Genomic DNA, 23,373 nt, shown 5'->3' on the forward strand with positions numbered 1-23,373 from the left:
CCGTTCTCCGGGTTACCTCGACGTTCCGGCACTTATCCACAAGATATTGGGAATCAACACGAATCCGCCATACTTCGCGTGGGATTCGGATTCCTTGCGTTCTGGTTTCCGGCGCCTAGGTCGCGTATCGTAAAACGCGAACGGGAATCGAAAATCCGCCATGAGCTTTGCCGACTTCGTCCATCTGCGCGTCCATACCGCCTATTCGCTCACCGAAGGGGCGATCAGGCTGCCCAAACTGGCTGAGCTGTGCGTCAAGCTGCGCATGCCGGCGGTTGCGATCACCGATACCAACAACCTGTTCGGCGCGCTGGAAGGCTCCAAGGAACTGGCCGGCAAGGGCATCCAGCCGATCATCGGCTGCCAGATCAGCCTGAGCCGCGCCGACCAGGCCCAGGGCGGCTTTGGCAAGGCGCTGAAAAAGCCCGATCCGGACCGCATCGTGCTGCTGGCCCAGAATGCCGCCGGCTATGCCAACCTGATGCAGCTTTCCACCAAGGCCTATCTGGAGTCGCCGCCGGGCGAGGCGGCGCAGGTCGGCTGGGCCGATCTGGAAGCATACAGCGCCGGCCTGATCTGCCTGAGCGGCGGCCCAAGCGGCCCGGTCACGCGGCTCTTGTCGGAAGGCCAGAACGATGCGGCGCGCCAGCAGCTCGAGACGCTGAAGCGCATCTTTCCCGGCCGGCTTTATGTCGAGTTGCAGCGCCATGGCTGGGCCATCGAGGCCAAGACTGAGCCGGGGCTGCTGGAACTGGCCTATGCGCTTGACCTGCCGCTGGTGGCCACCAACGACTGCTATTTTCCCGACGAGAGCATGTACGAGGCGCATGACGCGCTGCTCTGCATCGCCGAGGGCACCTATGTGGGCGAGCAGAACCGCCGCCGCGTCACCCCCGATCACCGCTTCAAGTCGGCCGAGGAAATGCGCGTGCTGTTCGCCGATCTGCCCGAGGCGGTCGACAACACGCTGGTGATCGCGAAGCGCTGCGCGATCAAGGCCGAGGAGCGCAAGCCGATCCTGCCCAGTTTCGGCGACGGGAAAGGGGAGTCGGAAGCCGATACCCTGCGCCGCATGGCGCGTGAAGGCCTGGAAACGCGCCTAGCCCAGATCGGCGTGAGCGGCGAAGCCGCCAAAGCCTATTACGACCGTCTCGAATTCGAATGCGAGACGATCATCAACATGAAATTCCCCGGCTACTTCCTGATCGTGGCCGATTTCATCCAGTGGGCCAAGCGCAATGGCGTGGCGGTCGGGCCGGGTCGCGGTTCGGGCGCCGGTTCGGTGGTCGCCTGGGCGCTTACCATCACCGATCTGGATCCGCTGCGCTTCGGTCTGCTGTTCGAACGCTTCCTCAATCCGGAACGCGTATCGATGCCCGACTTCGATATCGACTTCTGCCAGGAGCGCCGCGAAAAGGTGATCGACTACGTGCAGCAGAAATATGGCGCTGCCAACGTTGCCCAGATCATCACCTTCGGCAAGCTGCAGGCCCGCGCAGCCCTGCGCGACGTTGGCCGCGTGCTGCAACTGCCTCTCGGCCAGGTCGACCGCATCTGCAAGCTGGTGCCAAATAATCCCGCCAATCCGGTAACCCTGGCCCAGGCGATCAAGGAAGAGGTGCGCCTGCGCGAGGAGCGCGACCGCGACGAAGCGGTCGGCCGCATGATGGATATCGCGCTGAAGCTGGAAGGACTGTACCGCAACGCCTCGACCCATGCCGCCGGCGTGGTGATCGGCGACCGGCCGCTGGTCGAGCTGGTGCCGCTGTACCGCGATCCGCATGCCAGCATGCCGGCCACGCAGTTCTCGATGAAATACGCCGAGGCCGCCGGGCTGGTGAAATTCGACTTCCTCGGCCTCAAGACGCTCGACGTGCTGGAGAAGGCCGTCGAGTTGATCCGCCGGAAGGGCGTGCAGATCGATCTGGCCGGCATCCCGCTGGCCGACCAGCCTACCTTCGAGCTTTTGGGACGCGGTGACACGGTGGGCGTGTTCCAGCTCGAAAGTTCGGGCATGCGCGACATGCTGCGCAACATGAAGCCCGACGCCTTCGAGGATATCATCGCCCTGGTCGCGCTCTATCGCCCGGGCCCGATGGAGAATATCCCGAGCTATATCGCCCGCAAGCACGGCAAGGAAAAGCCCGATTACCTGCATGACTGGCTCAAGCCGGTGCTGGAGGAAACCTACGGCGTCATCATCTACCAGGAACAGGTGATGGAAATCGCCAAGGTGCTGGCCGGCTATTCGCTCGGCGAGGCCGACCTGCTGCGCCGCGCCATGGGCAAGAAGATCAAGGCCGAGATGGATGCGCAGAAGGAGCGCTTCGTCACTGGCGCGAAGGAGAAGGGCGTCGATCCGGACCGCGCCGCCTTCATCTTCGAGCTGGTGGAGAAATTCGCCGGCTACGGCTTCAACAAGAGTCACGCCGCGGCATACGCGCTGGTCGCCTGGCAGACCGCCTACCTGAAGGCCAATTATCCGGTCGAGTTCATCGCCGCCTCGATGACGCTGGATATTTCCAACACCGACAAGCTGAACGTGTTCCGCCAGGAATGCGCCCGCCAGGCCATTACCCTGCTGCCGCCGGACGTAAACCGTTCCGAGGTCGAGTTCGCGGTGGAATACGACAAGGCCGAGAAGGGCGCGATCCGCTACGGGCTGGCCGCAGTGCGCAATGTCGGCGCTGCGCCGATGGGCCAGATCGTCGAGACGCGGCAGGCCGGCGGCCCCTTCAAATCGCTGTTTGATTTTGCCGGAAGGGTTGATCCATCGGCGCTGAACAAGCGCATGCTGGAAAACATCGCCAAGGCCGGCGCGTTTGACGGGCTGGAGAAAAGCCGCGCGAAAGTGCTGGCCGGACTGGAAACCCTGATCCGCTATGCCAACGCCAAGGCCGAGGAGCGCGCCTCCAACCAGGTATCCCTGTTCGGTGGCGGCAAGACGGAAGAAAGCCTGCCCAAGCTGCCCGAAGGCGAGGTCTGGACGCCGATGGAACAGCTTGCCAGGGAATTCGAGGCGATCGGCTTCTACCTTTCGGCCCATCCGCTCGATGCCTATCAGGTCACGCTCAATCGCGTTGGCGTGAAGCGTTATGCCGACATGCTCAAGCTGCTGCATTCCGGCGACCAGGTGTTCAAGGTGGCCGGCACGGTGATCTCGAAACAGGAGCGCACCTCGCAGAAGACCGGCAACCGCTTCGCGTTTGTCCAGTGTTCTGATGCGTCTGGCATGTTCGAGGTGATGCTGTTCTCGGAGGTGCTGGCGCAGTATCGCGACCTGCTGGAAGCCGGCGCGAATATCGTCTGGACGCTCACCGCGCGCGCCGATGGCGAGCAGCCGCGCTTAAGCGCCCAGAAAGCCGAGAAGCTGGACGACGTGGCGGCCCGCGCCGCCGCCGGCATCCGCATCATGGTTGAGAACGACAGGCCCTTCGCCCAGATCAAAGGCCTGCTCGACAAGGCCGGGCGCGGCAAGGGCCAGGTATTGCTGGGCCTGAAACTGGAAGAGGCCGGCCTGTCGGGCGGCGTGGAGGCCGATATCAAGCTGCCCAGCGGCTATGCCATCAACCCGACCATCCGTCACCAGATCCGCGTGCTGCCGGGCGTGGTGGAGGTTTATGATATTTGAGAGCGTTGCATGAATCAGATTCAGCCCCAGGCCATTCATCGCAAGGATTACCGCGCCCCGGATTACCGGATCGAGAGCGTCGAACTGGAATTCGACCTGGTGTCCGATGCCACGGTGGTGAAATCAAAGCTGGCCGTCATGGCCGTCAATCCGGGCCTGCCGCTGGTGCTGGATGGCGAAGACCTCAAATTATTGTCAGTCAGACTCGATGGTCGCACGCTGGGGCCGAACGATTACAGGTTGGCCGAGCGCGCGCTGACCATCCTAAGCCCGCCGGCGCGCTTCACGCTGGAGATCGAGACGCAGGTCAACCCGAAGGGCAACACGCATCTCTCAGGCCTGTACCAGTCGAGCGGCAATTTCTGCACCCAATGTGAGGCCGAGGGTTTCCGCCGCATCACCTATTTCCTCGATCGGCCCGATGCGATGTCGGTCTACCGCGTCACCATGCGGGCCGACCGCAGAAGCTGCCCCGTGCTGCTGTCGAACGGCAACCTCGTGGAGGAGGGCGCGCTGCCCGATGGCCGGCATTATGCCGTCTGGCACGACCCGTTCCCCAAGCCCTGCTATCTCTTCGCCCTGGTGGCCGGCGACCTGGCCTGCAACGAGGATACGTTCACCACGCAGAGCGGTCGTCCGGTGAAACTGCGCATCTTCACCGAGCATGGCAAGGAATCGCGCAGCGCCTATGCCATGGATGCGCTGAAACGCTCCATGCGCTGGGACGAGACCCGATTCGGACTGGAATACGACCTTGATCTCTTCAACATCGTCGCCGTCAGCGATTTCAACATGGGCGCGATGGAGAACAAGAGCCTGAATGTCTTCAACGACCGCTATATCCTGGCCGACCCAGAGACGGCGACAGATGGCGATTTCGCCGCCATCGAGGCCGTGGTGGCGCATGAGTATTTCCATAACTGGACGGGCAACCGCATCACCTGCCGCGACTGGTTCCAGCTCAGCCTGAAGGAAGGCCTCACCGTTTTCCGCGACCAGGAATTCTCTTCCGACATGCGTTCGCGCCCGGTCAAGCGTATCCAGGATGTGCGCAACCTGCGCGCCCGCCAGTTCCCCGAGGATGCCGGGCCGCTGGCGCATCCGATCCGGCCGGACAGCTACATCGCCATCGACAATTTCTATACCGCGACGGTCTACGAGAAGGGCTCGGAAGTCATCCGCATGATGCATGTCCTGCTCGGCGAGGAGGGTTTCCAGAAGGGCATGAAGCTCTATGTCGGGCGTCATGATGGCGAGGCGGCCACCTGCGAACAGTTCGTGGCTGCCATGGCCGACGCCAATGGCGCCGACCTGGGGCAGTTCAGGCTGTGGTATTCCCAGGCCGGCACGCCGGAACTGCAGGTCGAAGGCCGTTACGACGCGCAGAGCGGCGATTACGAACTGACCGTCGCCCAGCATTGCCCGCCGACGCCGGGCCAGCCGGTGAAGCAGCCGATGCATATCCCGCTCCATGTCGGCCTGCTGGATGCGCAGGGGCAGGATATTCCGCTGCGGCTGGAAGGCGAGGCGGCGGCGCCAAAAAACGGCGGCCGCGTGCTGTCGGTGACGGCGCCACGACAGAGTTTCCGCTTCAGGGGCATCCCCGAGCCACGTGCGCTGTCGCTCAATCGCGGTTTCTCCGCGCCGGTGAATATCAAGGCCAGCCAGAGCGGTGAGGAACGCGCTTTCCTGATGGCGCATGACGCGGATGCCTTCGCGCGCTGGGAAGCCGGCCAGCAATATGCCACCGATCTGCTGCTGCAGCGCGTGGCCGATCCGTCTCAGGCTTTTGATCCGGCTTTCGTCGCGGCCATCGGCCAGATCCTGCGCGATACCAGCCTGGAGCCGGCCTTTGCCGCCGAGGCGATCACGCTGCCCAGCGAGGATTACATCGCCGACCATATGGCGGTGATCGATGTTGAGGCTATTCATAAAGCCCGCCGCGTTCTGCGCCGGCAGATCGTGGAGACCCATCGTGAGCTGTTGCTGGCGACCTATGACGGCAACCGCGTGCCCGGGGCCTACAGTCCCGATGCCGGCCCGGCCGGCAAACGTGCGCTGCGGAATGCCGCCTTGTCGTATCTCTCCGAACTGGCCACGGACGAGCGCGGCATCCTCGACCGCATCGCCGGGCAGTATCGCGATGCCGACAACATGACCGATCGCATGGCCGCCTTGCGCCTGCTGGTCGATCTGGACGTGCCTGAGCGCCAGGCGGCGCTGGATGATTTCCATGATCGTTTCCGCGACGATACGCTGGTGCTCGACAAATGGCTGGCGCTGCAGGCGATCTCGGCCCTGCCGGATACATTGGGGAAGGTGAGGGCGCTGCTGAAACATCCCGCCTTCTCGATGCAGAAACCCAACAAGGTGCGCGCCCTGATTGGCAGCTTTACGGCGAACGCCCTGCGCTATCATGCCGCCAATGGCGCGGGTTATGCCTTCCATGCCGACCGCATTCTGGAGCTCGATCCGATCAATCCGCAGGTGGCGGCCCGCCTGCTGGCCCCGCTGGGCCGCTGGCGCCGGGTCGATGCCGCGCGGCAGGTGAAGATGAAGGGCGAACTGCGGCGGATTCTGGCCGCGCCGAAGCTGTCACGCGAGACCTACGAGATCGCCTCGAAATCCCTGGCGGAATGAGGCCGCAAAAGCCGGATAGCGACAGCTAACCCTGAGGAGTTAAGCCGGTCGGCATGACCTTCATACCCGCCGACCCCGCCTTCCGCCGCTTGTGGTTTGCCAATCTTGCCGCCAATGGCGCCGAGCAGCTTGGCCTGGCCGCCATCCCGCTGATGGCCGCGCTGGCGCTGGGCGCCACGGCCGAACAGATGGGGGGCCTCAGCGCATTGCAGACCCTGCCATACCTGCTGCTGTCGCTGGTCGCCGGCATCTGGGCCGATCGCCTGCCGCGCCACCTCCTGATGGCCGGGGCCGAGGCGGTCCGTGCGCTGCTGCTGCTCACTCTGCCGCTGCTGATCATGGCCGGCTGGTTTGGCTTTGCCGGGCTGGCTGTGCTGGGTTTCGCGCTGTCGGCGGCGACCGTGCTGTTCAATGTGGCGGCCCAGGCCTATCTGCCGGCGCTGGTCGGCCGCGAAGGGCTGGCCGGCGCCAATGCGCGACTGGAATTCGCCCGTGCGGCCGCCGTCTTCCTGGGGCCCGGCATTGCCGGCGCGGTGGCGGGCTGGACTTCGCCGGCCGCGGCCCTGGCGGTGTCGGGCCTGACCTCAGCCCTGGCGGCCTGGCTGCTGCTGGCGCCGATGATGCGTCGCGACGTGCCGCAGGCGCAGCAGGCCCTGCCGCTCGGGCAGGCGCTGGCGGAGGGTTTCTCGCTGGTCTGGCGGCATGCCCTGCTGCGCGCCATCGCCGGCTGCGCTATGGCGTGGAATTTCAGCTGGTTTGTGCTGATGGCCGTGCTGGTGCTGTTTGCCATCAACGAGCTTGGCTTGGCCCCGGCACAGATCGGCATGGCGCTGGGCGCGCAGGGGTTTGGCATGCTGCTGGCAGCCCTGGCGCTGCCGCTGATCCATGGCCGGCTGCGGCTAGGTATGATGATCCTGCTCGGGCCGGCGATGTCGGCCGTGGCGGCGCTGGTGATCGGCATGGCGACGCTGCAATCGGGATCGCCGGCCTTTGCATCGCTCTGCGCCGGCTTTTTCCTGTTCGGCTTCGGGCCGATGCTTTGGACCATCGGCCAGACCAGCCTGCGGCAGGCCATCGTGCCGGCGCGGCTGATCGGCCGGGTCAGCGCGATCCAGCAGGTGGCGACGTTAGGGATGCGGCCGGTTGGCGCGCTGGTCGGCGGCTGGGTCGGCGGCAGTTACGGATTAGCGGCGGCGATCTGGCTGGCCGTCTTTGGCTATGGCATTCAGCTGGCCGTCATCCTGCTTTCGCCGATGCCGTATCTGAGTGAACTGCCGGAGGCGATGGGCGAGGAGCCGGCCTAGCCCGGCAGCTTGTAGCCGATGGCGCCCCGCAGGTCGGCGCCTTCCAGGTCGGCGCCGCGCAGATCAGCATTGGTCAGGTCGGCGTCAAGGAAAGAGCAGCCGCGCAGGTTGGTGCTGCGCAGGTCGGCCAGGGTGAGGATCGAGCGGTTGAAGCTGGCGCCTTCCAGATCGGCGCCCTGGAATTTCGCCTGGGTCAGGTTGCATTCCTGCAGGCTGGCCGCCTGGCGGCGATGCTTGGCGCCGGCAATGCTGACTGGCGACATCTTGGCACCGCGGAAATCGGCATTGGTCATAATGGCGCGGTCGAATTTGGCACCCTGCAGATTGCAGGTGGCGAAATTGGCATTCAGCATCATGGCACCGCGCAGGTCCGACAGCACAAAACGCGAGCCGGAGAAATCGGTGTTGCGTAGGATGGCGTAGGAGAAATCGCCGGCCGAGAAGTTGATCTGGGTAAGCTTGAGGTCGGACAGGTCGTAGCGGCTGAAATCCACGCGCATGCCCTGTTTGCCCAGGGTCTCGATCCAGGTGATATGCTCACGCACGATGAACTGCAGCGAGCGGTCGAGGCTGTCAAGGCTGCGCGGCATGATCGCCTTTGTGACATCGGCATCGCGCAGGTCGATCGGGCGGAAATAGGCCGCGGTGAGGTCCGCACCGTCAAAATTCGTCTCGTTGAGCACCGCGCCGGCCAGCACCGAGCCATGCAGCACGCAATGCGACAGGTTCGATCCGGTGAGATCGGCGCCGGTGAACAGGCAGCCGGCGAGGTTGGAACCCGACAGGTCGGCGCCATTCAGCTTGGCATTGGAGAAATTGCAGTTGCTCAGATCAGTGTTGCGGCCAACCACCTTGCCCAGCTTGGCTGAAGTCAGGTTGGCGCCGGCCATTTTGGCATTGTCGATCGAGGTGGCGCGTTTCAGCACCGCGATCAGGTTGCCGTCCTCGTCGGGGCGCAGCAACACGCCATCGCGGATATCGGCATTGGTGAGATTGGCGCTTTCCAGGTTGGCGTTACGCAGGTTGACGCCGCGCAGGTCCGCCTTGGTCAGGTCGGCGCGGCGGAAATCGGCACCCTGCAGGTCGGCGGCGAAGAAGGAGGATCCCGCCAGCATGGCATGGCTGAAATCGGCATAGCTCATCTTGCTGCCGACGAAATCGGCCGAGGTCAGTTCCTTGCCGCTGAAGTCGACGCGCGAGGCGTCACGGAAATGCAGCACCATGCGTTTGCCGCCGCGCACACCGCGCACGTAATTGGCGTGCGATTCGAACAGTTCGTCGACTTCGTACTGGGCAATGACCTTGACGGGGTTGTTCATACGGGCAGTTTTATCCGGATTATGCCGCGTAGCCTAGCACACGCGGCCGCGGTCGCAATAATGTCTCACGACAGGTTCACGCCGGTTGCGCCGGTAAAATCGGCACCGCTGACCTCGGCGTCGCGCAGGTCGGCTCCAGTCAGGTCGGCACCGCGGAAATTCGCGCCCCTCAGGTTGGCGTCGCGCAGATCGGCATGCATCAGGATGCTGCGGGTGAGGTTGGCCCCTTCCAGGTCGCAGGCGCTCAGGTTGGATTGGCTCAGGTTGGCGTTTTCCAGATTGGCATGCCAGCGTTTGCCCTGGAGCGAGGAGATTGGCATGGGGCAGAGCTTGGCGCCCCGGAAGTTGCTGCCGATCAGGTTGGCGCCCGCGAATTTCACCCCGCGCAGGTCGGCGCCGGCGAATTGCGCGTTCAGCAGCATGGCATCCGAGAAGTCGCACATGGTGAGGCTGGCGCCGCCAAAATCGGCTTCCACCAGGGTGGATTGCACGAACAGGGCGGCCGAGAGGTCGATCTGCGCGAGCCTGACACCCGACATGTCGATGCGGCTGAAGTCGGCGCGCCGGCCCTTGGCGCCCAGGGAGTCAGCCCAGGCCAGATGCTCGCGCAGGATGATCTGCAATGGCTTGTCCAGGTCGGCAACCATCTTGGGCAGCATGGCGCCGCTCATGCGGGCATCGCGCATTTCGCCGGTGCGGAAGAAGGCGCCGGCCAGATCGGCGCCTTCGAACCGCGTGCCGTTCAGCATCGCCCCGGCCAGCACGGCTCCGGACAGCGTGCATCCGCTCATGTTCGTGTTGGTCAGGTCGGCACCGACGAAAATCGCTCCGCGCAGGTCGGAGTTCGACAGATCGGCATCGACCAGCTTGGCATTGGCCAGATTGGCATGCGACAGGTCGGCCTGCTGGCTCATGATGCGGCCGAGTTTGGCGCCGACCAGCTTGGAATGGGTCATCTGCGCTTTTTCGGTCACCGCGCCGCCGACGGCGATCGGCACCAGATTGCCGTCTTCGTCAGGCTTGAGCAGGCGGCCGTCGCGCAGGTCGGCGCCCGACAGGTCGGCGAATTCCAGGATGGCACCACGCAGGATGGCGCCGCGCAGGTCGGCGCGGGTAAGGTCGGCAGAGGACAGATCGGCGGTTTCCATCACCGCGCCATAGAAGTTCGCCCGGGACAGATTGGCGAACTTGAAAACGGTGCCCCGGAAGCTGCCGCCTACCATGCTGACTTCGCGCAAGTCGCGGTTGGCGAAATTCAGGCCGGATGCGTCGCGAAATTGCAGATTCAGGCGGATGCCGCCCCGCATGCCACGGGCAAAGCGCTCATGGCTCGCCAGCAAGGGGTCGAGGTCTTTCTGCTGGATCGCCGCGCCGGACATGCCGGGCATAACATCATGCCGCCGCGCCGGACGCCAGTATCTGATTGTCAGAACACGGAAAAATCATTTGGTTAACGGTCCGGAACGGCCAGCCTGCCGGCCATGCGGGAGGGCTTCGGGCCATGCCGCTTGCGCTTGGCCAGCGAACCGGGTAAAAGCGCGGCGCTTAAACCCACACGCAGGCTTGCGCAGCTACGGGGGAGACATCCTTGTAGCCGCGTTCCGGTGTCCGAGTTCCGCAAGGGACAAAGACGACGTCTGCGGCGGCCCAACCGGAAAAGGACAGAGGATGACCCTGCCAACCTTTACTATGCGTCAGCTGATTGAAGCTGGCGTCCATTTCGGCCACCAGACCCATCGGTGGAACCCGAAGATGAAGTCGTATCTCTTCGGAGAACGCAACAATATCCACATCATTGACCTGCAGCAGAGCGTGCCGTTGCTGCATCGTGCCCTGCAGGCCGTGCGCGACACGGTCGCCGGCGGTGGCCGCGTGCTGTTCGTTGGCACCAAGCGCCAGGCTTCTGAGGCGATTGCCGAGGCTGCCGCCAAATGCGGCCAGTTCTACGTGAACCATCGCTGGCTCGGCGGCATGCTGACCAACTGGAAGACCATCTCCCAGTCGATCAAGCGCCTCAAGGAGCTGGAAGAACTGCTGGGCGCCGAGCAGAACACGGCCGGCCTGACCAAGAAGGAAGTGCTCAACCTGACCCGTGAGCGCGAGAAGCTTGATCGCGCGCTTGGCGGCATCAAAGACATGGGCGGTCTGCCGGACATCATGATCGTGATCGACACGGTGAAGGAAGACATCGCCATCGCCGAGGCCCGCACGCTGAACATCCCGGTGGTCGCCATCCTGGATTCCAACTCGGATCCACAGGGCATCACCTATCCGGTGCCAGGCAACGATGACGCGCTGCGCGCCATCAACCTGTATTGCGACCTGTTCTCGCTGGCCGTCCTAGGCGGCATCGAAGAGCAGTTGTCGGCCAGCGGCGCTGATCTGGGCGCGGCCGAGGAAATGCCGGCCGAGGTGATCCCGCAGGCGGGCGCCGAGGGTGGCGAAGCCGCGGCCCAGGCTTAAGACCTGATGCATTCGGTCGCGGCGCCCCTGTCGTTTCCGACGGGGCGCCGCAGCCGTTTCCGTGACATGGCCGTGACAACACGGTCGAACACTTAAAACTGAGAGGACGACATGGCTGAGATCACTGCGGCCCTGGTGAAGGACCTGCGCGAGAAAACCGGCGCGGGCATGATGGACTGCAAAAAGGCGCTGGGCGAGACCAACGGCGATCTGGATGCCGCCATCGACTGGCTGCGCAAGAAGGGCCTGTCGGCCGCGGCCAAAAAAGCCGGCCGCGTTGCCGCCGAGGGCCTGGTCGCTGTGGCGATCAAGGACAACAAGGGCGCTATCGTCGAGGTGAATGCCGAGACCGACTTCGTTGCCCGTAATCCGCAGTTCCAGACGCTGGCCAGCGGTATCGCCACAGTGGCGCTGAGTGCGGGCGACGATCTGGCGGTGCTGGAAGCCGCGGCTTTCCCGGGCACCGGCCGCAGTGTGAAGGATGAAGTGACGCAGGCGATCGCTACCATCGGCGAGAACATGACTCTGCGTCGCGCCAAAACCCTGGCTGTTGATGGCGGCATCGTGGTGGCGTATGTGCACAGCGCCTTGGCCGATGGTCTGGGCAAGCTGGGCGTTCTTGTCGGCCTGAAGTCGAGTGGCAAGCGCGAGGTGCTGGAGCAGATCGGCAAGCAGCTGGCGATGCATATTGCCGCGGCCAATCCGCAGTCGCTGAGCCCGAAAGATCTCGACCAGAGCCTGGTCGAGCGTGAGCGCACCGTGCTGAGTGAGCAGGCCGCCGCCTCGGGCAAGCCGGCCGATATCATCGCCAAGATGGTCGAGGGCCGGATCCGCAAGTTCTACCAGGAAGTCGTGCTGCTGGAGCAGACCTTCGTGATCGACGGCGAGACCCAGGTGGGCAAGGCGGTTGAGAAGGCCGCCAAGGATGCTGGTGCGCCGATCGAGGTGACCGGCTTCGTCCGCTTCCAGCTGGGCGAGGGCATCGAGAAGAAGGCCGACGATTTCGCGGCCGAAGTCGCCAAGATGGCCGGTTGATTGCCAGACGGCAGACAGGATCGGGCAGGGGGGCGAAAGCCCCCCTTTCCATGTCCGGCCGGCCGTTCCGGGCCTGATTCGATCTGGCGCATCCCCAGGGGGCCGACCCGGTTCTGGCCTGGTCATCTGGCCCGATCGTCTGCCCCGGTCGTCTGGCATGGGACGTCATGCTATAAGTCCGCCACAGAATCGCCGCGCTTTTCCGTCATCTCTTGGCGCCGTTACGCCGAGGCATCCTCAGGGAACTGTCCCCCATGGCCATGAAATACCGTCGTGTTCTGCTGAAATGCTCAGGAGAGGCCCTGATGGGGCCAACGCCCTACGGCATTGATTTCGAAACCGTCGACCGCATCACTGCTGAGATCAAAGCCGTGCATGCGCTGGGTGCCGAGGTCAGTCTGGTCATCGGCGGCGGCAATATCTTCCGCGGCGTGGCCGGAGCGACCCAGGGCATGCAGCGGGCCTCTGCCGACTATATGGGCATGCTGGCCACGGTGATTAATGCGCTGGCCGTGCAGCATGCGCTGGAATCGCATGATGTGCCGACCCGCGTGATGTCGGCCATCCGCATGGATACGGTCTGTGAGCCCTATATTCGCCGCCGCGCCATCCGCCATCTGGAAAAGGGCCGGGTGGTGATCTTTGCCGCCGGCACCGGCAACCCGTTCTTCACCACTGATACGGCCGCTGCGCTGCGTGCGGCCGAGATGGGATGCGATGCCCTGCTGAAGGGCACCCAGGTGGATGGTGTGTACAGTGACGATCCGAAGAAGAACAAGGCCGCGACGCGCTACGACACCCTGACCTACATGGATGTGCTGCAGCGTGACCTGAAAGTCATGGATGCTTCCGCCGTCAGTCTGGCGCGAGAAAACCGCATTCCGATTCTGGTGTTTTCCTTGCACGAGGCAGGCGGCTTCGCCAAAGTGCTGGCCGGCACCGGACGCTGCACTGTGATCCAGGATCAGTAAGTTCGGGCCATAACAGCAAGATTTTGATTTAATTAAGAAAAACGGGAGAAGGCACGTGGCCGAACCGGATATCGACGACATTGAACGACGCATGAGCAAGGCGGTTGACGTACTGAAGCACGAATATGCCGGCCTGCGCACCGGGCGTGCCAGCATCAGCATGCTCGACCCAGTCCGTGTCGAGGTCTACGGCAGCATGATGCCGATCAACCAGATCGGCACCGTCAGTGTGCCGGAGCCGCGCATGATCAGCGTGCAGGTCTGGGACAAGAGCAACGTGAAAGCGATCGAGAAGGCGATTGCCGCCAGCGGTCTGGGGCTCAATCCGCAGGCCGACGGCCAACTGATCCGCATCCCGATCCCCGAGCTGAACGAGCAGCGCCGCAAAGAACTGACCAAGGTGGCTGGCCAGTATGCCGAGCAGGCCAAGGTGGCAGTGCGTGGCGTGCGTCGCGACGGCATGGATACGCTGAAGAAGCTGGAGAAGGACGGCGATCTGGGCGAGGACGATGCCAAGATGTGGCACGATGAAATCCAGCGCCTGACCGACGACGCCACCAAGAAAATCGACGAAATGCTGGCGCAGAAGACCAAGGAGATCCTGCAGGTCTGATCATGTCGCAGCCGGTTGCATCCCAGGCTTTGGCCCCGCCACCGCCGCGCCACGTCGCCATCATCATGGATGGCAATGGGCGCTGGGCGAAGGCGCGTGGCCTGCCGCGGAATCTGGGGCATCGCCAGGGTGTCGATGCCGTGCGCGAGGTGGTGCGCAACTGTCGCAAGCTGGGGATCGAGTATCTCACGCTTTATGCGTTCTCCTCCGAGAACTGGAAGCGACCGGAAACAGAAGTCGCCGGCCTGATGGAATTGCTGCGCCTGTACATCCGGCGCGAGCTTGAGGAGTTGCGGCGCAACGGCGTGCGCATTCGCATCATTGGCGACCGCGCCAAACTGGCGCCGGATATCGTGGCGCTGATCGACGATGCGGAAACAAAAACACGCGACAACCGGGCCCTGACCCTGATCATTGCATTGAGCTATGGCGGGCAGGACGAGATCGTTGCCGCCTGTCGTCGCATCGCCGAGCAGGTTGCCGTCGGCAAGCTTGCGCCCGAACAGATCACGGCAGATGTGCTGGCCGCCCATCTGCAGACCGTAGGGATTCCAGATCCCGATCTGGTCATCCGCACCAGCGGCGAACAGCGGCTGTCGAACTTCCTGCTCTGGCAGACCGCCTACAGCGAGCTGATTTTTATCGACAAGCTATGGCCGGATTTCGCCGCCGAAGATCTGGCGGCGGCGGTCGGCGAATTCCAGCGGCGTGAACGACGTTATGGCGGAAGCGGTGAGTGAGCGCGACCCGGTGACCGCAAAGCCCGTCCTGGGCGGCAGCGGGCTGATCAAGCGCGTCATTTCTGCAGCCGTGCTGCTGCCATTGGCCGTGGCAGCGGCCTGGTTCGGCGATGTCGCCTTCATCCTGCTCGTCGCCCTGGCCGGCATCCTGATGCTGTGGGAATGGCGCCGCCTGCCCGGGCTTTCAGCCGATAAGGGCTGGTCCAGCAATCCGCTGCTATGGAGCCTTGTCGGCCTGCTGTATATCGGTTTGCCCTGTCTGGCCCTGATCTGGCTGCGTGAGCAGCCCGGCCATGGCCGGCATATCGTCTTCTGGCTGTTCTGCGTGGTCTGGGCGACCGATACCGGGGCCTATTTCGCCGGCCGCAGCATCGGCGGGCCCAAACTGATTCCCAGTATCAGCCCGAACAAGACCTGGGCGGGATTACTGGGCGGCATGGTCTGCGCAGCCCTTGTCGGCAGCCTGGTCGCGGCCATCAACCTGGTACTGCCGGCTTTCGCACTGGCCGGTTTTGCCGGTCTGGTTGCCGTCGTGTCGCAGGCCGGTGATTTCACGGAATCCGGTATCAAGCGCAGTTTCGGCGTGAAAGACGCCAGCCAGATCATTCCCGGTCATGGCGGCGTTCTGGACCGCCTCGACGGCCTGCTGTTCGCGGCGCCGTTCGTGGCCGCCTGCGACCTGCTCTGGGGTTACGCCATATGGTCATGATCCCGTCTGCCGCTTCGCCACGGCGCGTCACCATTCTTGGTTCCACCGGTTCGGTGGGCCGGTCCACGGTCGACCTGCTGAGCCGAGAGCCAGAGCGGTTTCCGGTGGAGGCTCTGACGGCGCAAACCAATATCGCTCTGCTGGCCGAGCAGGCCCTGATGCTGAAGGCGCGGCTGGCCGTAGTGGGCGATGAAGCCCTGTTGCCGGAATTGCGCCAGCGTCTGGCCGGCAGCGGCATCGAGACGGCGGCGGGCAGCAAGGCCATCGTGGAGGCCGCTGCCCGACCGGCCGATTGGGTCATGGCTGCCATTGTCGGGGCGGCGGGGCTGGAACCGACCCTGGCTGCGGTGCGGCGGGGCGCTATCGTGGCGCTGGCCAACAAGGAAAGCCTGGTTTGCGCGGGCGCCCTGGTCATGCGCGAGGCGGCTTTGCATGGCGCCACGATCCTGCCGGTCGATTCTGAGCATAACGCCATCTTTCAGGTTTTCGATTTCGACGCGCCCGAAAGCGTCGACCGTGTGATTCTGACGGCTTCCGGGGGCCCGTTCCGTACCCTCAGCCTGGGGGAAATGCGCGAGGCGACGCCGGCCCAGGCCATCGCCCATCCGGTCTGGAGCATGGGTGCGAAGATCTCGGTCGATTCCGCCACCTTGATGAACAAGGGGTTGGAACTGATTGAGGCCAGCTTCCTGTTCCCGGTGCCGGAGCCGCGGATCGAGGTGTTGATTCACCCGCAATCGGTGATCCACAGCCTGGTTTCTTATGTTGATGGCTCGGTGCTGGCCCAGCTAGGCAGCCCGGACATGCGCACGCCGATTGCCGTCGCCCTGGCCTGGCCGGCCCGCATGGCTACCCCGGCCGGCCGGCTGGACCTGGCCGCTATTGCCAAACTCACCTTTGAAGTGCCTGATTCTGCTAGGTTTCCTGCCCTAAACCTGGCCCGACAGGCCTTGCAAACAGGGGGCGCCGCACCTACTATTCTTAATGCGGCCAATGAAATCGCGGTTGATGCCTTCCTGAATGGTCGGATCGGCTTCCTCGACATCACGCGGATTGTCGAGCAGACCCTGACCCGGCTGCCCGGCGGGGCGCTGGGGGATTTGGACGCAGTGCGCCAGGCCGATCAGGCGGCCCGGCATTATGCCACCCGCCTGATCGATCCGACGGATGATGACCGGGTCGTGCGGGTGCAAACGAGAGGACGGAGCCGGCCTTAAGCCGCCGGCGATCGAGGAACCATGGATTTCATCGTCAGTCTTGCCGGATACATCATTCCTTTCGTCGTTGTCCTGACCATCATCGTCTTTGTCCACGAACTGGGGCATTACTGGGTGGCGCGCCGCTGCGGCGTTCGCGTGGAGGTTTTCTCCATTGGCTTCGGCCCCGAACTGTATGGCTGGAATGACAAGCATGACACGCGCTGGAAGATCAGCGCGGTCCCGCTCGGCGGGTATGTGAAGTTCTTCGGGGATGCGGATGCCGCATCCAGTGCCGATAACGGCGCGGTTGCGGCGATGACCGCAAGCGAGCGCAAGGTCTCGTTTCATCATCAGCGTCTGCGCAATCGCATGGCCATCGTCGCCGCCGGGCCGGTGGCGAATTTCATTTTTGCCATTTTCATCTATGCCGCCCTGTTCAGCCTGATCGGCCAGCCTTTTACCCCGCCGGTGGTGGGCGATGTGGTGCCGGGCAGCGCCGCCGAGGCGGCCGGGCTGCGCCCTGGCGACCGAATCCTGAGCGCCGATGGCACCAGCATCCAGCGGTTCGAGGAATTGCGCTCCTATGTCGCCCTGCGGGCCGAGACGCCGATCGCGCTGAACGTCTTGCGCGATGGCAGCGAGATGCCCCTGACGGTTGTCCCGTCGCGGGTCGATGTGGCGGATGGCATGGGCGGCACCCAGCGCGTTGGACAGATCGGCATCCGCACCACTGGCATCGATTTCGTGCGCCACGACCCCGCCACGGCCATGGTGCAGGCGGTGCGCGAGACCTGGCAGGTGGTGGCCAATACCTTTACCTATCTTGGCCGCATCATCGAGGGGCGCGAATCCGGTGATCAGCTCAGCGGGCCGCTTGGTATCGCCAAGATGTCGGGGGATGTGGCGAAAAATAGCTGGCTTGGGCTGGTTTCGCTCATGGCCACGCTGTCGGTTGCCATTGGCCTGATCAATCTGTTCCCGGTGCCGATGCTCGATGGCGGCCATCTTCTGTTCTATGGGATCGAGGCCATTCGCGGCCGTCCGCTGGGCGAACGGGCGCAGGAATACGGTTTCCGCATTGGCTTCGCCCTGGTCATGTCGCTATTCCTCTTCGCCACGTGGAACGACTTGAACCGCCTGCCAATTCTCAATTTCCTCACTGGGCTTTTCTCGTGAATCCGGCTAAGTGAGGGGGGCTCGATTGGCTAAGGGGATTGTGGCGGATATGGTCCGAAGCGAAACGCTGCGCAGGCTGCGCCGGATGGGGCTGGCGCCGCTTGTTGCCTTGCTGGTGCTGGTTGGTGGCCTGTTCTGTTCCGGCATTGCGGTGGCCCAGAGCGGGCCTCAGATCCGCGATATCGTGATCGAGGGCAACCAGCGGATCGAGATATCCACGATCCAGAATTACCTGACCTTGCAGCCGGGTTCCGCCTATTCCAGCGCCGAGGCCGACAAGTCGCTGAAAGCGCTATTCGCGACCGGTCTGTTCGCCGATGTCAATCTGCGCCTGCAGGGCAGCAGTCTGGTTGTTCGCGTGACCGAAAACCCGGTCATCAACCGCATCCTGTTCGAAGGCAACCGCCGGGTGCAGGCTGACCAGCTGCGCACCGAGCTGCAACTCAAGACCCGGCAGGTCTACACTCGGGCCAAGGTGCAGGCCGACACCCAGCGCATCCAGCAGATTTATCGCCGTACTGGCCGATTTGCCGCCACGGTTGAGCCCAAAGTGATCCAGTTGCCGCAGAACCGTGTCGACCTGGTGTTCGAGATCAGCGAAGGACCGCTGACCGGTGTCAGCCGCATCCGCTTTATCGGCAACAGGCATTACAGCGATTCCCGCCTGCGTGAGGAGATCCAGACCAAGGAAACAGCCTGGTATCGCTTCCTCTCGTCGGATGACAGCTATGACCCAGATCGCCTGACCTTCGATCGCGAGAAGTTGCGCAAGTTCTACCTCAGCAAGGGCTATGCCGATTTTTCGGTGATCAATGCCGTGGCCGAGCTGCTGCCCGACCGCGAGAAATTCATCATCACCTTCACGGTGGACGAGGGAGAGCGATATCGCTTCGGCGACATGGATGTCGTCAGCGAGATCAAGGGCGTCGAAGGCGCCCAGCTGAAGGAATTCATCGCCACCCCGAAGGGGGAAATCTACAACGCCGACCTGGTCGAGAAGACCGTGCAGGCGATGACCACCGAACTGGGGCGGTTTGGCTATGCCTTTGTCGATGTGCGCCCGGATATCAACAAGAATCGCGAGAAGCGCATCATCGATGTGACCTACCGCATCGGAGAGAGCCCGCGGGTTTTCGTCGAGCGGATCGATATCGTTGGCAACGTCCGCACGCTGGACAAGGTGATCCGCCGCGAGTTCCGCCTGGCGGAAGGCGATGCCTTCAATTCCGCCAAGCTGCGGCGCACCCGCACGCGCCTGCGTGGCCTCAATTTCTTCGACAAGGTCGAAATCACCGAGGACAGGGGCAGCGCGCCGGACAAAGTGGTGCTGACTGCCGAAGTGACCGAGAAATCGACTGGCGAACTTTCCTTCGGTGTCGGTTACTCAACCTCGGAAAGCGTGCTCGGCGATATCAGCATCCGTGAGCGCAACCTGCTTGGTCGCGGCCAGGATCTGCGCCTGGGCTTCAGCCTGTCGACCCGTCGCCAGCAGCTCGATCTCGGATTTACCGAGCCGTATTTCCTGGATCGCGAACTTGCGGCCGGCATCGACATGCAGCGTCGGCGCACCGACTATTCGCGCCGCAGCAGCCTGGATCAGACCACCACCTCGATATCGCCTCGTCTGTCCTATCCGATCACCGAGAACCTGTCGCAGCAGGTTTACTACCGTCTCCGGCATGACGAGATTACCGATGTGAATGACAGTGCGTCGCGGTTCATCCAGGCGCAGGAAGGCGGCTATGTCACATCATCGGTCGGCCATGTGCTGACTTATGACCGCCGGGATGACCGTATCGACCCGACCACCGGCTATGTGCTGCGATTGTCGCAGGAAGGCGCGGGTCTTGGTGGCACCGAGTATTATTTCAAGAACGTGGTCAGCGGGATGAAATACTTCCCGGTTTCCGAGGATGTGGTGTTCAGTGTTGGCGCCGAAGCAGGTATTATTACGGCCTTGCAGGATGACGTGCGGCTGCCTAACCGCTTCTTTATCGGCGGCGACACCTTCCGCGGCTTCCGCACCGGCGGTATCGGCCCGCGCGACACCGCGACCAACGACGCTCTTGGTGGCGAACGGTACTACAAGGCAGAAACTGACTTGGTGTTTCCGATCGGCCTGCCGAATGAATTCGGCATCAAGGGACGCCTCTTCAGCGAAGCCGGCTCGCTGTGGGAAACCAGTGACAGCGGCACCGGGGTCGTCGACGACAACAGCCTGCGCATTTCGGCCGGCACAGGTATCCAGTGGAAATCACCCCTGGGCCTGATCCGCGTCGATTTCGGCATTCCGATCCTGAAGGAAGATTACGACAGGAAAGAACTCGTCCGAATCAATTTCGGTTCCCGTTTCTAGCAAGGTTTGAGAGTTATGCACCCGATGTCTAAATTTCTCATCGCCCTGGCGGCGCTGCTCTGCGCGGCGCTGCCTGGCCTCGCCATGGCCCAGGCCGCTGGCAAGGTTCCGCCGGCGGTTATTGCCGTCATCGACAGCCAGCGGATCAACCGCGAGGCTGCCGCCCTGAAGAATGCCCGCCAGCAGCTGGAGCAGTATCGTTTCAACTTCCAGTCCGAGATTGCCAAGGAAGAGGAGAAGCTGCGCGCCGAAGAGCAGGAGATCGCGCGTCAGCGTTCTGTGCTTGCGCCGGAGGCTTTCGAGCAGCGTCGGCAGGCTTTCCAGGGTAAGGTGATCGAGCTGCAGAAGCGCATTCAGGAGCGTTCCCAGTCGCTGGAGAAGATGCTGAACAGCGTGCGAGAACAGGTTACCCTGCAGGTCATCGAAATCCTGAAAGGCCTGTCGCAGGAACGCGGTTTCAATATGGTGCTTGACCGCGCCCAGGTGCAGATTTTCATCGGCGACAACATCGAGATCACCGCCGAGGTTCTGAAGCGCCTCGACCAGCGCCTGCCTGCGGTCAAGGTGGCTCTTCCCGCCGGGAAATAGGAATGGCTGATCCGCGCTTTTTCGAGCGGGCCGGGCCTTTCACTCTGGGCGAACTGGCCGCGCGGTGCGGCGCCAAGCTGGCTGATTCCGCACAGGCGGAACGTGTGGTCAGCGATGTGGCCCCGCTGGATCAGGCCGGGCCGGAGCAGCTGGCTTTTCTCGACAACCCGAAATACGCGGACAGTTTTGCGGCAACCCGGGCAGGCGCCTGCATCCTGCATGAGAAGCATGCCAGCCTGGCTCCTGCCGGTGTGGTTCTGCTGCTGTCGCCTAAACCCTATCATTGTTATGCACGGGCGGCGCAGGCGTTTTATCCGTTGCCGCGTCCGGCCGCGGGGATTCATTCATCTGCCATCATCGATCCTGCGGCAAGGCTGGGGGCGGGCATTGCCGTTGCTCCGGGAGTCGTGATTGAGCCGGGTGCCGAGATCGGACAGGGTAGCGTAATTGGCGCCGGCAGTGTCGTCGGTCGCAATGTGGTCCTGGGCGCCGAGTGCCGCGTCGGTGCCAATGTGACGCTGACGCATTGTCTGATCGGTGATCGCGTCACGTTGCATCCCGGTGTGCGGATCGGCCAGGATGGCTTTGGTTTCGCCCCGGATCCGACCGGTCATGTGAAGGTACCCCAGTTGGGGAGGGTGGTGGTCGGCGACGACTGCGAGATCGGTGCCAACAGTACGATCGACCGAGGGGCCGGTCCGGATACGGTGATCGGTCCCGGCTGTTGGATTGATAACCTGGTTCAGATCGGGCACAACGTGACCCTCGGGCGCGGCTGCATCATAGTGGCCCAGGCCGGCATAGCAGGCTCGACCCAGCTTGGTGATTTTGTCGTCCTGGCGGCGCAGAGCGGCATTGCCGGCCACCTCAAGATCGGCACTGGCGCGCGGATCGGGGCGAAATCGGGTGTCATGACCGATATCCCCGCCGGGGACAGCTATTTCGGCATCCCGGCAACCAAGGTGAAGGAATATTTCCGTCAGGTGGCCATATTGCGGCGCCTGGCGCAGAAGAAGGGTGGGCAGAATGAGTGAGAGCCAGACGGGCGCCAGCGTCGGAACCGTCGACATCCTGCGGATCATGGAGATGATTCCGCATCGCTATCCGATGCTGCTGATCGACCGCGTGGTGGACATGCATGCTGGCCAGAGAGCCGTCGGCATCAAGAACGTGACGATCAACGAGCCGCAATTCACTGGCCATTTTCCCAGCCAGCCGGTGATGCCGGGTGTGATGATCGTCGAGAGCATGGCGCAGACCGCAGCCGTTCTGGTCGTCTATACCCTGGGCAAGGAGTCGGAAGGCAAGCTGGTCTATTTCATGACCATCGACGAGGCGCGCTTCCGCAAACCGGTAACGCCGGGCGACCAGATGCATATCCATGTCAGCGCCATCAAGCAGCGTGGACCGGTGTGGAAATTCGAGGGCAAGGCCATGGTGGACGACAAATTGGCCGCCGAGGCGATCTTCTCCGCGATGATTCTCGACAAGAAGTAGTTCCATGTCGCAGATTCATCCGACGGCCATCATCGAGAGCGGCGCCAAACTGGGTGCCGACATACGTATCGGGCCTTATTGCCAGGTCGGCGCCAATGTCGAACTCGGCGATGGTGTGGAGTTGGTCAGCCACGCAGTTGTTGCCGGTTTCACCAGCATTGGCAGCGGCACGAGGATATTCCCCTTCGCCTCGGTCGGCCATCCGCCGCAGGATCTGAAATACAAGGGTGAGCCGTCGCGGCTGATCGTCGGTCGTAACAACGTTATCCGCGAAGGTGTGACGATGAATCCCGGCACTGAGGGCGGCGGCATGCTCACCAAGGTGGGCGACAATTGCCTGTTCATGACCGGCGCGCATATCGCGCATGATTGCCTGCTCGGCGACAATATCATCATGGCTAACAACGCCACCCTGGCCGGCCATATCGAGGTAGGCGATTTTGCCTTCGTCGGTGGCCTGGCGGCGGTGCACCAGTTCTGCCGCATCGGCAGGCATGCCATGATTGGCGGCATGTCGGGCGTCGAACAGGATGTGATCCCGTTCGGGATGGTGATTGGCAATCGGGCACATTTGTCGGGCTTGAATCTGGTTGGCCTCAAGCGCCGCGGTTTCGATCGTGACGAAATTCACAAACTGCGTTCCGCCTATCGCATGCTGTTCGCCGATGAGGGGACGCTGGCCGAGCGTATGGAAGACGTCGCTCAGCTTTTCCCCAATGTCGGCCTGGTGCAGGACGTTGTTGATTTCATCCGCAACGCCTCCGGCCGAGGCGTCTGCCAGCCGCTGCCGGATGGCGCCAAGACCGCCTAAGCTCGGGATCATCGCCGGCGGCGGGCAGATTCCCGCGCTGATCCGCGATGCCTGCCACGTTGAAGGTCGGCCGCTCTTCATCGCGGCCCTGAACGGGTTCTGCGACCCGTCCAGCGTAGTTGGCGCCGAGCATGCTTGGTTCGACCTGCCGCAGGTCGGTCGCCTGCTCAAGGCGTTGAAGTCTGCCGGCGTGGAGGAGGTCTGCCTCTGCGGCCGCGTCGCCAAACCGGATTTTACAGCCCTGAAGCCGGATTGGCGTGGCGCATTGCTCCTGCCCAAACTGATCAAGGCTGCGCTGGTCGGCGACGATGCCGTGTTGCG

18 protein-coding genes and 1 pseudogene are annotated in these 23,373 nt (G+C 63.3%); 17 read left to right on the forward strand and 2 right to left on the reverse strand.

What is annotated here, in order from left to right; all coding sequences use genetic code 11:
- Positions 1-160 precede the first annotated feature (160 nt).
- The 3 genes from dnaE to Q1J79_RS08070 are packed head-to-tail and all read left to right on the forward strand — an operon-like array spanning position 161 to position 7,575.
- On the forward strand, positions 161-3,631 hold the full coding sequence (gene dnaE / locus Q1J79_RS08060; protein WP_300299023.1) for a DNA polymerase III subunit alpha: 3,471 nt from the start codon (positions 161-163) through the stop codon (positions 3,629-3,631).
- Positions 3,632-3,640: 9 nt separating this feature from the next.
- The gene (gene pepN / locus Q1J79_RS08065) at positions 3,641-6,271 is read left to right on the forward strand and encodes an aminopeptidase N (RefSeq protein WP_300299025.1); all 2,631 of its coding nucleotides are present in this window, start codon (positions 3,641-3,643) and stop codon (positions 6,269-6,271) included.
- A gap of 53 nt (positions 6,272-6,324) precedes the next feature.
- Positions 6,325-7,575: an MFS transporter gene (locus tag Q1J79_RS08070; protein WP_300299027.1), complete on the forward strand. Its 1,251-nt coding sequence runs from the start codon at positions 6,325-6,327 to the stop codon at positions 7,573-7,575.
- Here the strand turns inward: Q1J79_RS08070 and Q1J79_RS08075 are convergent.
- Together Q1J79_RS08075 and Q1J79_RS08080 are read right to left on the reverse strand one after the other, a co-directional pair.
- On the reverse strand, positions 7,572-8,894 hold the full coding sequence (locus tag Q1J79_RS08075) for a pentapeptide repeat-containing protein (RefSeq protein WP_300299029.1): 1,323 nt from the start codon (positions 8,892-8,894) through the stop codon (positions 7,572-7,574). The two genes, Q1J79_RS08070 and Q1J79_RS08075, sit on opposite strands and share 4 nt — an antisense overlap.
- A gap of 65 nt (positions 8,895-8,959) precedes the next feature.
- Complete coding sequence (locus Q1J79_RS08080) at positions 8,960-10,282, reverse strand: pentapeptide repeat-containing protein (protein WP_300299031.1); 1,323 nt, start codon at positions 10,280-10,282, stop codon at positions 8,960-8,962.
- Positions 10,283-10,562: 280 nt separating this feature from the next.
- On the opposite strand from Q1J79_RS08080, the gene rpsB reads away from it, so the two are divergent.
- From rpsB to Q1J79_RS08150, 14 genes and pseudogenes are all read left to right on the forward strand, one after another.
- Entirely contained in the window at positions 10,563-11,357 is a 795-nt protein-coding gene (gene rpsB, locus Q1J79_RS08085) for a 30S ribosomal protein S2 (RefSeq protein WP_300299033.1), read from the forward strand.
- A 111-nt stretch (positions 11,358-11,468) separates the two neighbouring features.
- The gene (gene tsf / locus Q1J79_RS08090) at positions 11,469-12,392 is read left to right on the forward strand and encodes a translation elongation factor Ts (RefSeq protein WP_300299035.1); all 924 of its coding nucleotides are present in this window, start codon (positions 11,469-11,471) and stop codon (positions 12,390-12,392) included.
- Positions 12,393-12,646: 254 nt separating this feature from the next.
- On the forward strand, positions 12,647-13,363 hold the full coding sequence (gene pyrH / locus Q1J79_RS08095) for a UMP kinase (RefSeq protein ID WP_300299037.1): 717 nt from the start codon (positions 12,647-12,649) through the stop codon (positions 13,361-13,363).
- A gap of 91 nt (positions 13,364-13,454) precedes the next feature.
- Entirely contained in the window at positions 13,455-13,976 is a 522-nt protein-coding gene (frr, locus tag Q1J79_RS08100) for a ribosome recycling factor (protein ID WP_300299080.1), read from the forward strand.
- A gap of 2 nt (positions 13,977-13,978) precedes the next feature.
- A complete protein-coding gene (locus Q1J79_RS08105; RefSeq protein ID WP_300299039.1) occupies positions 13,979-14,716 on the forward strand; it encodes an isoprenyl transferase in 738 nt (245 codons plus the stop codon).
- Entirely contained in the window at positions 14,685-15,425 is a 741-nt protein-coding gene (locus Q1J79_RS08110; RefSeq protein ID WP_367182970.1) for a phosphatidate cytidylyltransferase, read from the forward strand. Before Q1J79_RS08105 ends, Q1J79_RS08110 begins: the two co-directional genes overlap by 32 nt.
- Entirely contained in the window at positions 15,416-16,642 is a 1,227-nt protein-coding gene (locus Q1J79_RS08115; protein ID WP_300299041.1) for a 1-deoxy-D-xylulose-5-phosphate reductoisomerase, read from the forward strand. Before Q1J79_RS08110 ends, Q1J79_RS08115 begins: the two co-directional genes overlap by 10 nt.
- Positions 16,643-16,663: 21 nt before the next feature.
- Positions 16,664-17,800, forward strand: coding sequence for an RIP metalloprotease RseP (rseP, locus tag Q1J79_RS08120; RefSeq protein ID WP_300299043.1), 1,137 nt, complete (start codon positions 16,664-16,666; stop codon positions 17,798-17,800).
- A gap of 49 nt (positions 17,801-17,849) precedes the next feature.
- Complete coding sequence (bamA, locus tag Q1J79_RS08125; RefSeq protein WP_300299045.1) at positions 17,850-20,156, forward strand: outer membrane protein assembly factor BamA; 2,307 nt, start codon at positions 17,850-17,852, stop codon at positions 20,154-20,156.
- A 24-nt stretch (positions 20,157-20,180) separates the two neighbouring features.
- Entirely contained in the window at positions 20,181-20,744 is a 564-nt protein-coding gene (locus Q1J79_RS08130; protein ID WP_300299047.1) for an OmpH family outer membrane protein, read from the forward strand.
- 2 nt (positions 20,745-20,746) lie between these two features.
- Positions 20,747-21,778 (forward strand): UDP-3-O-(3-hydroxymyristoyl)glucosamine N-acyltransferase, encoded by a 1,032-nt coding sequence (gene lpxD, locus Q1J79_RS08135; RefSeq protein ID WP_300299049.1) that lies wholly within the window; start codon positions 20,747-20,749, stop codon positions 21,776-21,778.
- The gene (gene fabZ / locus Q1J79_RS08140) at positions 21,771-22,241 is read left to right on the forward strand and encodes a 3-hydroxyacyl-ACP dehydratase FabZ (protein WP_300299051.1); all 471 of its coding nucleotides are present in this window, start codon (positions 21,771-21,773) and stop codon (positions 22,239-22,241) included. The genes lpxD and fabZ overlap by 8 nt, the downstream gene beginning before the upstream one ends.
- 4 nt (positions 22,242-22,245) lie before the next feature.
- A complete protein-coding gene (gene lpxA, locus Q1J79_RS08145) occupies positions 22,246-23,052 on the forward strand; it encodes an acyl-ACP--UDP-N-acetylglucosamine O-acyltransferase (protein WP_300299053.1) in 807 nt (268 codons plus the stop codon).
- A pseudogene (locus Q1J79_RS08150) lies at positions 23,033-23,373 on the forward strand (LpxI family protein); the annotation flags it as partial. The gene lpxA and the pseudogene Q1J79_RS08150, both read left to right, overlap by 20 nt.

Source organism: Ferrovibrio sp. (assembly GCF_029255545.1).
Classification (GTDB): Bacteria; Pseudomonadota; Alphaproteobacteria; order Ferrovibrionales; family Ferrovibrionaceae; genus Ferrovibrio.